General features: G+C 66.9%; 14 protein-coding genes, 1 tRNA gene, 1 other RNA gene and 1 pseudogene. 3 read left to right on the top strand and 14 right to left on the bottom strand.

Annotated elements, in window-relative coordinates; all coding sequences use genetic code 11:
* From ACWEOI_RS21905 to ACWEOI_RS21875, 7 genes are all read right to left on the bottom strand, one after another.
* Nucleotides 1-1,257: an amidohydrolase family protein gene (locus ACWEOI_RS21905; protein ID WP_452360789.1), complete on the bottom strand. Its 1,257-nt coding sequence runs from the start codon at nucleotides 1,255-1,257 to the stop codon at nucleotides 1-3.
* On the bottom strand, nucleotides 1,254-2,783 hold the full coding sequence (locus tag ACWEOI_RS21900; RefSeq protein WP_452360788.1) for an ABC transporter substrate-binding protein: 1,530 nt from the start codon (nucleotides 2,781-2,783) through the stop codon (nucleotides 1,254-1,256). Before ACWEOI_RS21900 ends, ACWEOI_RS21905 begins: the two co-directional genes overlap by 4 nt.
* An 8-nt stretch (nucleotides 2,784-2,791) precedes the next feature.
* Nucleotides 2,792-3,835, bottom strand: coding sequence for an ABC transporter ATP-binding protein (locus ACWEOI_RS21895; RefSeq protein ID WP_452360787.1), 1,044 nt, complete (start codon nucleotides 3,833-3,835; stop codon nucleotides 2,792-2,794).
* Nucleotides 3,832-4,860, bottom strand: a complete 1,029-nt coding sequence (locus ACWEOI_RS21890) for an ABC transporter ATP-binding protein (protein ID WP_452360786.1) — start codon at nucleotides 4,858-4,860, stop codon at nucleotides 3,832-3,834. Before ACWEOI_RS21890 ends, ACWEOI_RS21895 begins: the two co-directional genes overlap by 4 nt.
* Entirely contained in the window at nucleotides 4,857-5,741 is an 885-nt protein-coding gene (locus ACWEOI_RS21885) for an ABC transporter permease (RefSeq protein ID WP_452360785.1), read from the bottom strand. The genes ACWEOI_RS21890 and ACWEOI_RS21885 overlap by 4 nt, the downstream gene beginning before the upstream one ends.
* Complete coding sequence (locus ACWEOI_RS21880) at nucleotides 5,738-6,658, bottom strand: ABC transporter permease (RefSeq protein ID WP_452360784.1); 921 nt, start codon at nucleotides 6,656-6,658, stop codon at nucleotides 5,738-5,740. The genes ACWEOI_RS21885 and ACWEOI_RS21880 overlap by 4 nt, the downstream gene beginning before the upstream one ends.
* 334 nt (nucleotides 6,659-6,992) lie before the next feature.
* The gene (locus ACWEOI_RS21875) at nucleotides 6,993-7,388 is read right to left on the bottom strand and encodes a hypothetical protein (protein WP_452360783.1); all 396 of its coding nucleotides are present in this window, start codon (nucleotides 7,386-7,388) and stop codon (nucleotides 6,993-6,995) included.
* 138 nt (nucleotides 7,389-7,526) lie between these two features.
* Between ACWEOI_RS21875 and ACWEOI_RS21870 the strand changes: the two genes are divergently transcribed.
* Nucleotides 7,527-8,060 carry an AAA family ATPase gene (locus ACWEOI_RS21870; RefSeq protein WP_452360782.1) on the top strand — a complete coding sequence of 178 codons (534 nt, stop codon included), beginning with the start codon at nucleotides 7,527-7,529 and terminating at the stop codon, nucleotides 8,058-8,060.
* A 64-nt stretch (nucleotides 8,061-8,124) separates the two neighbouring features.
* Complete coding sequence (locus ACWEOI_RS21865) at nucleotides 8,125-8,544, top strand: nuclear transport factor 2 family protein (protein ID WP_452360781.1); 420 nt, start codon at nucleotides 8,125-8,127, stop codon at nucleotides 8,542-8,544.
* Between the two features lie 46 nt (nucleotides 8,545-8,590).
* On the opposite strand, the gene ssrA is transcribed toward ACWEOI_RS21865, so the two are convergent.
* Nucleotides 8,591-8,963, bottom strand: a transfer-messenger RNA (tmRNA) gene (ssrA, locus tag ACWEOI_RS21860).
* Between the two features lie 103 nt (nucleotides 8,964-9,066).
* Nucleotides 9,067-9,543 (bottom strand): SsrA-binding protein SmpB, encoded by a 477-nt coding sequence (gene smpB / locus ACWEOI_RS21855; protein WP_040860814.1) that lies wholly within the window; start codon nucleotides 9,541-9,543, stop codon nucleotides 9,067-9,069.
* Nucleotides 9,544-9,674: 131 nt separating this feature from the next.
* On the opposite strand from smpB, the gene ACWEOI_RS21850 reads away from it, so the two are divergent.
* A complete protein-coding gene (locus ACWEOI_RS21850) occupies nucleotides 9,675-9,998 on the top strand; it encodes a putative quinol monooxygenase (protein ID WP_452360780.1) in 324 nt (107 codons plus the stop codon).
* Nucleotides 9,999-10,007: 9 nt separating this feature from the next.
* Here ACWEOI_RS21850 and ACWEOI_RS21845 read toward each other — a convergent pair whose 3' ends face one another.
* The 5 genes and pseudogenes from ACWEOI_RS21845 to recQ form a co-directional block, all read right to left on the bottom strand.
* The gene (locus tag ACWEOI_RS21845) at nucleotides 10,008-10,541 is read right to left on the bottom strand and encodes an SRPBCC family protein (RefSeq protein WP_452360779.1); all 534 of its coding nucleotides are present in this window, start codon (nucleotides 10,539-10,541) and stop codon (nucleotides 10,008-10,010) included.
* Between the two features lie 49 nt (nucleotides 10,542-10,590).
* Nucleotides 10,591-11,268: an SPFH domain-containing protein gene (locus ACWEOI_RS21840; RefSeq protein ID WP_433667442.1), complete on the bottom strand. Its 678-nt coding sequence runs from the start codon at nucleotides 11,266-11,268 to the stop codon at nucleotides 10,591-10,593.
* Nucleotides 11,269-11,630: 362 nt separating this feature from the next.
* A tRNA-Glu gene (locus tag ACWEOI_RS21835) sits at nucleotides 11,631-11,703 on the bottom strand.
* Between the two features lie 115 nt (nucleotides 11,704-11,818).
* Entirely contained in the window at nucleotides 11,819-12,127 is a 309-nt protein-coding gene (locus ACWEOI_RS21830) for a MazG nucleotide pyrophosphohydrolase domain-containing protein (protein WP_452360778.1), read from the bottom strand.
* Between the two features lie 448 nt (nucleotides 12,128-12,575).
* Nucleotides 12,576-14,426, bottom strand: a pseudogene (gene recQ, locus ACWEOI_RS21825) (DNA helicase RecQ); the annotation flags it as partial.
* Nucleotides 14,427-14,497: the final 71 nt, after the last annotated feature.

Below are 14,497 nucleotides of genomic sequence, written 5' to 3'. Positions count from 1 at the left end.
TCACCTCCCCGACCCGCCGGGCCACTCGAAACCCTCGAGGGCAGTGTCGACTTCGAGAACCGCCCCGCGATGCACGACCGTCCGGCGAGCGGGCCGATCCATCACGGCGTCGGTCGGGCTGGGCGCATCGACCAGCAGGAATTCGGCGGGATCGCCGGCCTCGAACCCGGGGTGCAGCCCGAGCCGATCCAGCACGCTCAGGCGGCGATCGATCACGCCCGCACCGCCCCAGGTGGCGATGGCGAGCGCGTGCTCGATCTCCGCATCGCTGGAGAACCCGTTGGTGAAGGCCAGCTGCCAGGCCCGATCGAGCATGTCGCCGTTGCCGTACGGGGACCAGAAGTCGCGCTGACCGTCCATGCCGACCCCGACTCGCACACCCGCGGCCGCCAATTCGAGCAGCGGCAGCTCCCAGCCGTTTCCGCCCGCGGCGTGCGTGATCGCCACCTCGTTCGCCGCGAGGCGGGCGATCGCCTCGGCGACGCCGGGCAGCCCGCTCGCGAGACACCGGGCATGCGAGATCGTCACCTGCCCTCGCATGCCGAGCGCCTCGACCCGTTCGAGGATCAGCGACAGGGTGAACAGGCCCAGCTCACCGGCCTCGTGCAGGTGGATGTCGACGCCGACCTGATGCCGTTCGGCGAGCAGGAAGACGGCATCGAGGTGCCGCACCGGGTCCCGGTCGATCTCGCACGGGTCGATGCCGCCGATGAGGTCCGCGCCCGCGCGCAGAGCCGCGTCGAGCAGATCCACGACGCCGGGTTCGCGCAGGATCCCGACCTGGGGGAAGGCGACGATCTGCACGTCGGCGACATCGGCATACCGTTCCCGCGCCGCCAGCACGCCCTCGAGCTTGTCCAACCCGGAGTCGGCGTCCACCTGAGCATGGGTGCGGATACGGGTCGCGCCATTGGCAACAGCCACGGCGAGGGAGAACGACGCCCGTTCTGTGACAGTGCGTTCCGCCGATCGCCAGTGCTCCCGATCGTTCATGATCCGGCCCCAGCGCCCGCGCCCACCCGTGTAGGGGCGGACGGGGAGGCCGAGACAGCTGGAGTCCAGGTGCAGGTGGACATCGGAGAGCGCGGGCAGGATGAGCCGGCCGCCGCCGTCGAGGTAGCTACCGGAGGGAGTCGCAGGGGCGACCGGTATTACTGTCGTCGCCTCGGAAACCTTGGCCACTACCCCGTTTTCGATGACCAACTCGACCGGCTTCCCGCCCCACGGGTGAACGTTGCCGATGACCAGGTCGTTCATGCGGCGTTCCTGAAGGTCGCGGTGTGCGCGGTGATCATGCCGTCGGCCCGCGGCGTCCAATTCAGCTTGGGGTTCACCGCGTAGTTCGTGTCGGGCGTGTACAGACCGATGAGCAAGGCCCGAGCATCGTTGAACTGGAACAGCTCTCGATAGGCGTTGATCCGGGCCGGGCCACTGACCGTCCGTGTCTTGGCGACCAGCGCGGCGGTGGCGGGCACCATGGCGTAGTCGTTCTGCTGGCCGCCGAACATGGAGGACACCGGTGCGTCACCGTCCAGCGTCGAGGGCGCGTAGGTGTTCAGGTACAGGCCCTTCGCGGTCTTCGTCCCGTAGATGATCTGTGAGAAGCTGCCCTGATCGGTGCCCTGCAACGCGACCTTGATGCCGACCTTGGCGAGGTCACCCTGAATCGCCTGCGCGATTTCGGAACTCAGCGGGATGCGGCCGTTGGTGGCGTACTGGAACGGGATCTCCTGACCGGTGTAGCCGGACTCGGCGACCAACTGCTTGGCCTTGGCCGGGTCATAGACGGCGCGTGGGTAGGTCGGATCGTAGCCGCCCACATTCGCGGCGATGAGCTGATTGTCGACGGTCGCCTTCCCGGCGAGCACGTTCTTCACGATGCTCTCGCGATCGATCGCCACCGAGATGGCCTGGCGCACCTTCTCATTCGCCAGCGGTCCGCCCGTCGAATTCATGCCCAGGAAGGTGACGCCATTGGACACCTTGGACTTGACGGTGACATTCGACGAACCTGTCAGTGCGGAAACCTGATTCGGCGCCATCAGTGCCACGTCCAGGCTTCCGGACTGGACCCCGTTGAGGCGGGCATCGGCGTCGCCCACCGTCTTGAAGGTCACCTTGTCGACTGCCGGCGCCGCTCCCCAGTAGTTCGGATTGCGTTTGACCACGTACTCGACGCCGCGGGTGTAGTGATCGAATTGGAACGGACCCGAGCCGACCGGCGCGGCGGCGAAACCGGCGGAACCCAGTTTCGTGTACACGCTTTCGGGCACGATCGAGACGCCGGTGACGATGCTCGGCCACGCCGAGTACGAGGCGTTCAGGGTGAACACCACCGTGTTCTGCGGGCCCACCGCCGCGGATTCGAACATCTCCATGTAGGAGGCCGGGTCGCCGGACGGCGTCGCCTTGATCGTGTTGTAGGTGAAGGCGATATCGGACGGCTTCACCGGCTCACCATTGTGGAACTTGGCGTTGTCGCGAATCGTGAACGTCCACTTCGTGAAGTCGGCGTTCGGCTCCCAGCTGGTGGCGAGCAGCGGCGTGAGCTTGCCGTCTTCATCGAATCGGACCAGCTGATCGAAGGCGGCGAAGTAGTAGTTGTAGCCCGCCAGCGAGCCGTCGACGATCGGGTCGGGAACGTGCTCGGGCTCGGCGACAGCGCCCACCACGATCGCGTTGCCCGCGGTGCCGGAGCTGCCGGCCGGAGCACAGCCGGTCAGCGTCACGGAAGCCGCCAGGACGGTCAGCGCGGCGATGGCGGCGGGAATCTTGAAACTCACAGATCTTCCTAATCACTGAGGAGGGAAAGGGATTTGGCAGGCCGAGTCGGCAACGCGGGGTAATGGCAGGCGACCGAGTGACCCGTTCGACCGATCAGATCCAGCGCGTGATCCGGGTCGAGCGGTATGAGCGGGGGTTCGCGTTCGGCGCAGTCGTCTCTCGCGTCGGGGCATCGGGTGCGGAAGGTGCACCCACTCGGTGGATTCGAGGCATCGGGCATCTCGCCACGCACGAGTACCGCGGCATCACGGCCGCGCCGATGGGGATCGGGGATGGGCGCGGAGGCGATCAACGCGCGGGTATAGGGATGGCCGGGATCGGTGAAAACCGCTTCGGTCTCGCCGATTTCGACCAGCTTTCCCAGATGCAGCACCCCGACCCTGTCCGCCATGTGCCGCACCACCGAAAGGTCGTGCGCGATGAACAGATAGGAGAGTCCGAGCCGCTCCTGCAGGTCCTGCAGCAGATTGATCACCTGCGCCTGCACCGAGGCGTCGAGCGCGGAGACCGGTTCGTCGAGCACGAGCACCTCCGGTTCCAGTGCGAGCGCGCGTGCGATACCGAGGCGTTGCCGTTGCCCGCCGGAGAATTCGGCGGGGCGACGCGGCAGCGCGTCCGCGGTGAGGCCGACCTGGTCCAGGAGCTCCACGACCCGCTCCCGGGTGTATCCGCCGACGATGCGCAGGGGTTCGGCCACGATGTCGTGCGCGGTCATGCGCGGGTCGAGCGAGGAGTACGGGTCCTGGAAGACCAGTTGCACCCGGTTCCGCAGTGCCCGCCGCGCCCGTGGCGTCAGGGTCCTCAGGTCACGCCCGAGAATCCAGACGCGCCCCGCGGTCGGGGTGTTGATCCCGAACAGGGTGCGCACCAGCGTGGATTTGCCGCCTCCGGATTCGCCAACCAGACCGAAGGTTTCGCCGCGCCGGACCTCGAAGGTGATCCCGTCGAGTGCGCGCAGTGTCCGTGATCGGCGCAGTCCTCGACGGATATCGAAACTCACCGCGAGGTCTTCGACCCGGATGACCGCTTCGGGAACAGCTGTCGGATTCATGACGAGGCCTCCTGTCCGGCGAGGGCGTGAGCGGGCGGGCAGGCGATGGCGTGATCAGCGCTCAACTGGGCGAGCACCGGTGTGGCCGTCTCGCATTCGCCGTTCTTGCCCGGGAATTCGCAGCGTGGGGCGAACCGGCAGCCCGGCGGCCGATCGGTCGGAGCGGGCGGCGATCCCGGGATGGCGTAGGCGCGGCCTTGCGCCTCGGCCCGCGCCTCGCCGAGCAGACTTCGCTGTAGTCCGCGGGTGTACGGGTGGGTGGCGTCGTCGAACACCTGCCACACCGTGCCCGTCTCGACGACCCGGCCCGCGTACATGATCGCCACGCGATCGGCGTGCTGGGCGACGAGTCCGAGGTCGTGGGTGATGAGCACCATGCCCGCGCCACCGCGTGCCCGGGCGGTCGCCAGCACATCCATCAGCTGGGCCTGAATGGTCACGTCCAGGGCCGTGGTCGGCTCGTCGGCGATGAGCACCGCCGGATCGTTCGCCATCGCCATGGCGATGACCGCGCGCTGCCGCATGCCGCCCGACCACTCGTGCGGATAGGCGAGGGAGCGCTGCTCGGGCTGCGGGATACCCACTTCGCCCAGCAGTTCGACGACTCGTCGGCGGCGGGCCCTGGCATCGAGACGCTGATGTATCGCGAGCGCCCGCTCGATTTGCGTCCCGACCCGCCGCACCGGATTGAGCGAGGTCATCGGATCCTGGAACACCATCCCCAATTCCGCCCCGCGCAGCCGCCGCATGGTGGCCTCGTCCGCCCCGACCAGCTCGCGCCCGCGGAACTTCACGCTGCCGGAGAAGATCGTCAGCGGCGGGGTGAGCAGACCCAGCACGGCGAGCATGGTCACCGACTTACCGGAGCCGGATTCGCCTACGAGACAGAGCACTTCTCCCGCTTCGAGGCGAAGGCAGACCGAGTCGACGAGCACTACCCGTTCACCGGACGCGGTGAGGTAGCCGATGGTGAGGTCGGTGACCTCGAGCAGTGGGACACGGTCGTGGGATCGGTCGCCGCTCATGCCGTCACCGCCTTCCGGAACGGCGCGCGAGCGCCCGTCGCCCGGCGCGATCCACGGCCCTCGCCGGTGAATCGCTGACTGATCAGCAGGGTTCCGGCAATGACGAGCAGCAGCGCGACCGCTGGGACCAGCGTGAGGAACGGCGCTTGGCGCACATATTTCTGCCCGTCGGTGATCATCAGTCCCCAACTGGGAGTGGGTGGTTGAACACCGAGCCCGAGATAGTCGAACGACGAGATCATGATCATGACGTTCCCCAGATCGGCGGCCGCCAGAATGCCCACCGGCACGAGCACGTGCGGCACGATGTGCTTGCGCATCACCCAGCTCGAACTCGCGCCCAGCAGCCGCGGCGCGATGACGAAGTCGCGCGTGGACAGACCCAGCGCCACCGATCGGCCGACTCGGGCGTACCCCACCCAGAACGTCAATCCCAGAATTGTGGCCATGAGCCCGACACTCGGTCCGCGCACCGCGGACAACGCCATGATGACCAGGCTCATCGGAACCGCGAGCTGCACATCGGCATACCCCATCAGCAGGCTGTCCAGGGCGCCGCGGAAGTAGCCCGAGACGGTGCCGATGATGACGCCGATGACCGAGTTGACCACCACGATGACCACGACCAGGCCCAGGGTGATCCGGCCCGCCAGCGCCAGGCGGCTGGCCAGATCGCGGCCCAGCGAGTCGGTGCCGAGCGGATACCGCGCCGTGGTGAACGGCCGCGTGAACGCGTCGGCCAACTCCTGCGAGTACGGACTGTAACCGTCGGTGAGGGGATACAGCAGCGAGAACAGCACGACCAGGAGAACCATGGCGACGCCGAGCAATGCGGCGATATCGCGAGCGGACCCGATGCGGGCAAAGGCGGTTCTGATCATCGGACTCTCGCTCTCGGATCGACGAAGCCGTACAGGATGTCGACGGCGAGATTGACGACGACGAAGATGGTCGCGATGACGACCAGCCCGGACTGCACGACCGGAAAGTCCCGGCTGAACACCGAGGTGAGCATCAACTGGCCCAGACCCGGCCAGGCGAAGACGCTTTCGACGATCACCAGCCCGCCCAGCAGCGTGCCGAAATTGATGCCCGAAACCGTGAGGACCGGTAGGAGCGCGTTCGGCAGCACTTCGCGCAGCACCACGGTCGAGCGGCGCTCGCCGCGGGCATACGCGGTGCGCACATAGTCCTGTGCGCTCTCGGTGGTCAGCGAATTGTCGAGCAGCCGGGCGTACACGACGAACTGCGCGGTCGCGATGGTGACCGCCGGCATCACGATGGACAGCGGATTCGCGCTAGCCAGCGATGGCAGCCAACCCAGGGTCACCGAGAACATCAGCACCAACAGCAGACCGAACAAGAAGTCCGGCACCGCGAGTCGCGCCGCACCAAGCGCGAGCAGTACGCCGCGCAGTGACCGGATTCCGGTCAGATGCACCGTGAGCACCGCGAGGAAGGCGAGCAGGATTCCGAGCACGAATCCGGCCGTCCCGAGCTGCAGCGAGGCCGGCAGCCGCTCTCCGACGATCGCCATCGACGAGGTGCCCTGCTGCCGGTAGGAATCGCCGAAATCCCCGGCGATTACTCCGCGCAGATAGTCGACGTACTGGGTGAGCGGTGGCTTGTCGAACCCCAGCTTCGCGTCGAGCGCCGCGATATCGGCCTCGCTCGCCGTCTCCGGCAGCAGGGTGGCCGCCGGGCTACCGGTCAGCCGTCCGAGCGCGAAGGCCAGCGAAACCACCACGAACACCGTGATCACCGCCTGCAGCAAGCGGCGCAGTAGATAGACGACCAAGCTCAACTCTTCTCATCCGGACACGCGGCCTACAGAATTGGATGGGCCGGTATCCACGTCGTCATCCGGGCGTTTCGCAGCCGTGAACGATGAGATATACGAAATGACCTGCGAATTGCGATGTTTCGAAACATTCGGGCACATCGAACGCAGGAATCGCACGCCGCCACTCGAACACGAAAAGGTCCCCTCACCCATGGTGAGGGGACCTCGTTCAGCGCACGACGTCGTAGACGATTTGGGTGACGCCGAATGACCCGGTATTCAACTGTCCGGCAACCACTTCCGACCGAATGAGGTCGGCGTGGCCTGGCCGAACATAGGGAGCTGTGGGTTACACGGCGTCGAGAGCAACGGCGATCTTGCCGGCCATGGCGGTCACCGCCGGGCCCGGATCGCCCTTGGCCTGCGCGGTGGCCTCGACCGCGACCAACACGGTGGCACGGAAGTTGGCGGCCTCGGCCGGATCCTGCGCACCGAGCAACGTGATCGCCGCCGTCAGTGCGGGCAGCACCTGATCAGCCAGCTCGGCAACGTTCTTGCCGTCCAGGTGGACGTCACGCGCCCGGGTGGAGAGCACGTGCCCGACAACACCGGTCGCGGAGGTGAGGGCGATGGAACCCTGGCTGCTCCCCTTGTGCGGTGCGCCGGCGGCGGAAAGCAGCGCGACCGCGCCGTAGGCGGCGGTGCGGATGGTGCTCTTGTCCTGGTCGGTCAGGGTGATGGACATGTCGTGTCTCCTTCGAATCTTTGGTGATCCCAACCGGTTCGGTCCCGGTCGTTTTGTTCGATGGACACACTTTCGCCGGGCAGACTGACAGCGCCCTGACAACAACCTGACACGTCTACTGACATGGAGCGCACCGCCGTGAACCGACTTCTGGTGCTGGTCAACGGACTTCCGGGCTCGGGGAAGACAACCTTGGGCGCCGAACTGGCGCTCAATCTGAATGCCTCGTTCCTATCCAAGGACATCGTCAAAGAAGGGCTGGCGGAAAGTACGGGCGGAGCTGTCGGCGGGGCGAAGCTTGGTGGGATCGCTATGGACACGGTGTGGGCGCTGGCGAGAGAGTCATCAACCGACGTGGTGATCGATTCGTGGTGGTTCAGGCCGCGCGATCTGGGCTTCGCGAGGTCGGGGATCGAAAGGTCCGGTGTACGCAGGGTGGTGGAGATCTGGTGCGATGTTCCTCCGGAGATCGCCAGAGCTCGGTACGCGTCGAGACAGCGTGCGGCTGTTCACCAGGACCTGCTGAGCTTGTCCGAGAACTGGGATGACTGGGCCGCGAAGGCTGCCCCGCTGGGACTGACTCCCGTGATCGTCGTCGATACCACGCGCACAGTCGATTTCGCTGACCTTGCACAGCGAGTGCGCTGCACTCAGACCCGGTCGTCGAAGTAGCTCCGTATCCCGATGATCAGGACGGAGCCGGGCGGGCGTGGTGGGTGCGGCTAGCGTCCGGCGGATGAGTGATGCGACAGAAGTCATCGGACTACTGCACCGATATGCGGACGCCCTGGACCGGCGGGACTGGGCGGCGCTGGATACCGTGTTCAGCCCGGATGTCTCGGCCGATTACGCGGGTAGTGAGATCGCCTCGGGCCGAGACAATCTGGCCGGGATGATTCGCGGGTATCTCGACGGCTGCGGGCCGACGCAGCACCTCATGGGCAACGAGTCGGCCGCCATCGACGGCGAAACAGGCACTGTGACAGCCAAAATGCGGGTTCACCACATCGGACAGGGGCGGCCGGATCTGCAATACGAGGTGTTCGGCTGGTATCACGCCACGGTGCGGCGCGGCCCGGAAGGCTGGCGCATCGTGTCCTGGCGTCAGGAGGTCACCCACGAGCTGGGCACGTATGAGGTGTTCGGCCGCCGATAGAGCGGCATGAAAAAGGCTCCCGACCTGGATCAGGTCGGGAGCCTCGAGGTGGAGCTGCCGGGAATCGAACCCGGGTCCTCCGCCGCATCTTCAGGGCTTCTCCGTGTGCAGTTCGCTATGCCTCTGCTCGGATCTCCCGGTCACGCGAACAAGCCGAGATGACGATCCCAGTCGCTGTTAGATGTCCCATCCGACGCCGCGACCGCGCCGGACGGTAGAGCCCTCTAGCTGATGCCAGGGACCGGGTCGAGGGCGAACCCGGGCTGACAGACACGCTTCGTTGCTTAGGCAGCGAGAGCGTAGTCGCGCTGATGAGAATCGGCGCTTATAGGGTTACAGCGACGCTTATACGGTGGTCTCCTGCCTGCACCGACACGCTTCCCCTGAATCAACGTACGCAGTCGAAACCGTTCAGCCCCGTCTGTGTTCACCGATTCAGATGAACTTCCCGGCTCTCACCGGGCTACCTATCCTAACACCGCACAAACCTTGGTTCATTCCATTAACGCGCGAACGGACGGATCAGCCGCGCATGCCCTTGATGCGGCGGCCGAGTTCGCGGGTGACCTCGCGTTCGGCGTCGCGTCGGGCCAGGTCCTGGCGCTTGTCGTAGTCCTGCTTGCCCTTGGCGAGAGCCAGTTCGACCTTCACCTTGCCGTCGGAGAAGTACATGGACAGCGGGACCAGGGTGAGGCTGGACTCCTTGGTCTTGCCGAGCAGCTTGTCGATCTCGCGACGGTGCAGCAGCAACTTGCGGGTGCGACGCGGGGCGTGATTGGTCCAGGTGCCGTGACCGTATTCGGGCACGTGCAGGCCGCGCAGCCACACCTCGCCGTCGTCGATCGAGGCGTAGGCATCGACCAGCGAGGCCTTACCCTCGCGCAGGCTCTTCACCTCGGTGCCGACCAGCGCCACGCCGGCCTCGAACGTCTCGAGGATCGCGTAGTTGTGCCTCGCCTTCTTGTTGCTGGCGATGACCTTGCGCCCCTTTTCCTTCATGTCTCCTCTATCGTCCCGTCGCCGGTCGGAATTCCCAACCAGCTTACGGATGGTCTCGCCGGGTTCCGGTGGCCGGGACGCGCCCAGTCCGGACCGGGCGGCCCGGTGTTACTCATGAAACCGGTGCTGGCGTGAGCCAGTTCACAGCGACCCTCCTCGAAAGGACCTCCGTGCATACGGCTTTCATCCGCATCAAGGTCGATCCCGCCGCCGCCGACCAGGTCGCGCAGGCCATGCTGACGCTCACCGCACCCACCCTGGCCGAGCCCGGCTGTCACACCTACGAGTTCTACCGCGACAACGACGACCCGTCGCTGTTCCTGTGCTTCGAGCACTGGGATTCCCGCCAGGCCCTCGACGATCACGGCTCGACCCCGCACGTGCAGGCCTTCCTCAGCGAGTTCGGCCCGCACATCCAGGTGTGGGAACAGAACCACACCACAGCCCTGGCCTGATCCCCCGCTCTACCCGGACCGGCCGTCGAGTGCGCGTTCGGCGCGCAACTCGGAGGCCGCGTCCTGGTGGGACGGGGCGGCGCCGCCCGCTGCCGGGTTGGGCTGTCCCGTACCGGTATTGATCAGGTTACGGAGGCTGCCGCCGAGGTACCCGCCCCAGGCGTTCGAGCACACGTCGTAGCACTCGTACTGCGGCACCAGGCCGACGTGGGTGAAGTGAACCTCTGCCCCGCCGCCCTTCTCGGTGATCTCGAAGATGATCTCGGTGCCTTTCCATTCGGCCTGGTCTTCGATGAAATTGAAGTAGTTGTCCACGACGAGCCAGGCCACCCTACGGCCCGGCACCAATTCCGTGACGCGGACCGTGCAGCGATGCACGTCCTGATAGCGGTGGACGAACTCGCCGCCGACCCGATCGGTGACGCCCTCGGCATCCTCGGACCACCAGCCTCGGACATTGACGATGCCCTCGAAGGCTTCCTGAGGAGACCGATCCACCGAGAACGTGGTGGTGAAGTTGCGCGCCGATTCTGCTTGCATCATGAAAGTGAGCTTAAGCGCATTCGATTTCATGATGCAAGCAAAATCACCGTCAGGCTTCCTCACGCACGTCGAGAACGACCTTCGCGCCCGGCGATGCCGCGACCTGCAGGGTGCGCAGTCGCAGCAGGACGGGGTTGTCGGCGAGCAGCTTGGCCGTGTTGGCCAGCGACCGCAGTGCGGCCGCCTCGGCGCGGGCCCGCTCCAGCTCGGCGCGGCCGCGCTCACGGGCCAGGACCGTCTCGAGGGCGGCCTTGCGGAGCTCGCCCGGGAGCATGAGGTCCTTGGCGCGCACGGCGTCGACCCGGATGCCGAGCCGCTCGACCGCGGCCGCGACCGTCGCCGTCCCGGAACCGAGCAGTGCGCGATCGGCGACCAGCTCGTCGAGGGTGTGCGCGGCCACCAGGTCGCGCGCGACCTCCTGGACCGCGCCGTACAGCACCACCTCGGCACTCTGCGCCGCGACCGTGAACGCCACCGGATCGGTGACCGCCCAGTCCGCGGCGAAGCTGACGCGCAGCGACAGGCCGTCCGAGGTCAGCAACTCCTGGCCGACGACCTGGAGCATGCGCGGGCGCATATCGACGGTGACGAGCTTGCAGCGCTTCTCGTCGTAGCGGTGGCGGCCCGGCTCCAGCGTCCGCTCCAGGACACCGTCGCGGTACAGCAGGGTGCGCTGCCAATCCATGACAGTCGCATACGTCTTCGTGAACATCGTCTTCGTGAACATCCCAATCTCCTTCCCTCGCTTGGCATCGGGCACGACCGGACACACCCTGACCGATCACGGCACACGGCGGGAGCCTCCCCCGTCCGGGGACGGAGAGCTCGCAGAGCCGCGATACCGCCCACGACCGGTCAGGGCGCATCACGTCAAGGAGTCGAACCTCGGCAGATGGAATCTGCGTCACCAGGGAGTAGCCACCCCCGATGCGGGGAACGCGGTCCGGAGATTCCGGTGCGCCCCTGAGTAGCGGCCGAGATAAAGGTAGCCAGCGCATCGCGATGCGCGCCAACGATTTTCCGGCGACGGGAAGAACGGCCATGAAATGCGAAAAGGCCCTTCAGTTTTCACTGAAGGGCCTTTCACAGTAGTCCCGACGGGATTTGAACCCGCGCTACCGCCTTGAGAGGGCGGCGTCCTAGGCCGCTAGACGACGGGACCAGGTCGCTCGCTGCGATCCGTGGACCGCGGCAGCTCCGAAAGCTTATCGTGCCGCCGCCCAGCAACCAAATCGCCTGTTGACAGGCCTGCGGAGCGCTACGGGGCCCGCCCGAGATCAGCTCTCCGGGACCTCGTCACGCCAACCGCGATCGAAGATCACCGCGAGCTTGTCCGCGATCGCGGCGTCGAGATCGATGCCCAGCTCCTCGGCGGTCAGCCACGCGCAGATGACCACGTCCGCCAACTCGGCCCGCATCTCCTCGAATGTGCCTGTGCGGCGGGCCTGTCCGGACCAGCGGCGGTACGCGCCGACGAACTCGCCTGTCTCCTCGGCCAGGGCGAGCACTTGCCGGTTCTGCGAGCCCTCGGCCGGGAAGCCGGCCGCCCGCAGGTGCGCGAGGATCTCTGCCGCGACCTGCGGCATGTCGTGTCTCATCGGAACGCCCGCCCGATCAGTAGTCCGGCGGCAGGTCGTCGAAGTCCGGCGGGGCCTCATCGGGCCAGGGGATGTCGTCGACCGGAGCGAAGGCGGACGGCGCGGGATTCGAGCCCCTACCCGCGCCGGTCGGCGCACCGGAGCCGGACGTACGCCGCGATTCAGGCGTGGTCGAGCGCTGCGCGGGGCCGCGGGTGGCCGCCCCGGCCTGGCGCGTGCCACTGCTGCCCCGTGAACCGGTGTCCGGCGTGGATCCCGTGGCGAACCTCGAACCGCTCGCCGCCGCCTTGGAAGCCGTTGCAGAACTTGCCGTTCCCGTCACGCCCGAGGAACGACCATCCGCGACAGCACCCGTCGCGCCGCCCCCGGCCGAGGCATCGGCGGCGATCCTCGGCGAATCACCTTGTGCGGCACCGGCAGAGCCGATCGCGCCACCATCGCCTGCCACCACCTCGAGCACGCCCTCGCCGTACTTGGCGCGCTTGTTCTCACCGATGCCGGAGATGCTCGCGAGATCGGACATCGTCGCGGGCTTGCGGGTGGCGATGTCGCGCAATGTCGCGTCGTGGAAGACGACGTAGGCGGGCACGCCCTGTTCCTTGGCGGTGGCCGCACGCCACGCCCGCAGCTTCTCGAACAGGTCCGTATCGGACTTGCTGAGGTCGCCGGCGGCGAGGCGGGAACCCTTGGCGGGCTTCGAAGTTCGGGCCGCCTTGCTGCGTTCGGGCTCGCGCCGCAGCATGACCTGCCGCTTCTCGAACAACACCTGGTTGCTGGATTCGGTGAGCGTCAGGACCCCGTAGTCGCCGTGCACGGCGAGCAGCCCCTGCGCCAGCAGCTGGCGGATCACTCCGCGCCATTCGATATCGCGCAGCTCGGTGCCGATGCCGAAGACCTTCAGCTCGTGATGGGCGTGCTGCTCCACCTTGGGATTGCGCTTGCCGATCAGGATGTCCACGATGTGCCCCGCGCCGAAGCTCTGCCCGCGTTCCCGCTTGAGCCGCAGCACGGCGGAGAGCACCTTCTGCGCGGACACGGTGCCGTCCCACGCCTCGGGCGCGTTGAGGCAGGTGTCGCAGTTGCCGCAGCGCTCCCCCTGCTGCCCGAAGTAGGCGAGCAGCTGGACCCGGCGGCACTGGACGGTCTCGCACAGCGCGAGCATGGCCTCCAGGTGCAGTTGCAGTTGACGGCGGTGCATGGCGTCGCCGTCGGAGGAGTCGATCATCTTGCGTTGCTGCACAACGTCACTGAGGCCGTACACCATCCACGCGGTGGACGGCTGCCCGTCACGCCCGGCGCGGCCGGTCTCCTGGTAGTAGCCCTCCACCGATTTGGGCAGGTCCAGGTGGGCGACGAACCGCACGTCCGGCTTGTCGATACCCATGCCGAAGGCGATGGTGGCGACCACGACCAGGCCGTCCTCGCGCAGGAACCGCGACTGGTTGGTCGCGCGGGTCTGGTTGTCCAGACCGGCGTGGTACGGCACCGCTTCGACACCGTTGGCGGTCAGGAACGCCGCGGTCTTCTCCACCGAATTGCGCGACAGGCAGTAGACGATGCCCGCGTCGCCGGCGTGCTCGTTCTGGATGAACGAGAGCAGCTGATGCTCGGCCCGGTTCTTGCCCTCGATCCGGTACTGGATATTGGGCCGGTCGAAGCTGGCCACGAAGTGTTTGGCCCCGCGCCCCTCGAGCAGGTCCAGCCGTTCGGCGATCTCCTTGCGGGTGGCCTCGGTGGCGGTGGCGGTGAGCGCGATGCGCGGCACGTCCGGCCAGCGTTCGTGCAGCATGGACAGGCCCAGATAGTCGGGCCGGAAGTCGTGGCCCCACTGCGACACACAGTGCGCCTCGTCGATGGCGAAGACCGAGATCTTGCCCCGGTCCAGCAGCTGGGCGGTGGACTCCAGCCGCAGCCGCTCGGGTGCGAGGTAGAGCACGTCCAGCTCCCCCGCCACGAATTGCGCCTCGACCGTGCGCCGTTCGTCGGGGAACTGCGTGGAGTTCAGGAACCCGGCCCGCACGCCCACCGCGGTGAGCGCGTCGACCTGGTCCTGCATGAGCGCGATGAGCGGCGAGACGACCACGCCGACGCCCGGGCGCACCAACGCCGGGATCTGATAGCACAGCGACTTGCCGCCACCGGTGGGCATGAGCACCAGGGCGTCGCCGCCGGAGATCACCTGTTCGACGATCTCCCGCTGCGGCCCGCGAAAATTGTCGTACCCGAACGTCTTCCGCAAAACCTGGTGTGCCGGATCACTTCCGGCATCACCCAGGTTCCCGTCAATGGTCTCGACCTCCGGCGCACTCACGACGGCAATCCTACGGACACCATCCGACGACCGGTGCCCGCTCGAGA

The sequence above is a fragment of the Nocardia sp. NPDC004340 genome, assembly GCF_053602575.1.
Note: the sequence above shows the minus strand (reverse complement) of the source record. Positions and strands in the feature narration are given on the sequence as shown.